Genomic DNA, 545 nt, shown 5'->3' on the forward strand with positions numbered 1-545 from the left:
ACGGCTGCGAAATATATCACTGAGCCTGTATCGGCAGCACCRGCAGCAGCCACGATCACGGCAACGAACAACAAAGTAGGCGTAAGCGATACAGTGGTTGTTACAGGCCTAGTAGAAGGCGATGTAGTCAATGTCTACAAAGCAGCAACAGGCGGAGCAGCAATCGGAACAGCAACAGTAGCTGAAGATGCAACATCAGCAACGGTRACGATTGAACAGCTGGGCGCAACAGCAAGCAGCGTGTATGTGAGCGTTACAAAAGAAGGACAGCTAGAAAGCGTAAGAACYGTAAAAGCGTACGATGCTGAAATCACTGCAGCACCAGCAGCAGCGACAATCACCGTAACAAACAGCCCAACAGGTGAAGCAGATACAGTTAAAGTAACGGGTCTAGCCGAAGGCGACATCGTGAACGTATACGGCGTAGCAACAGGCGGCACGGTACTTGAGACTGCAACGGTAGCAGAAGGCGCAACGGAAGTAACAGTTTCCAAAACGGACCTGCTTACGGCAACAGGCGGTACGGCTTACGTAACGGTAACGAA

Annotated in this window: 1 pseudogene; it reads left to right on the top strand. The window is 51.3% G+C overall.

Annotated features, from left to right (window positions below):
* Positions 1-545, top strand: a pseudogene (locus AB4Z29_RS32340) (hypothetical protein); the annotation flags it as partial.

Source organism: Paenibacillus sp. 2TAB23, assembly GCF_052115165.1.
Lineage (GTDB): Bacteria > Bacillota > Bacilli > Paenibacillales > Paenibacillaceae > Pristimantibacillus.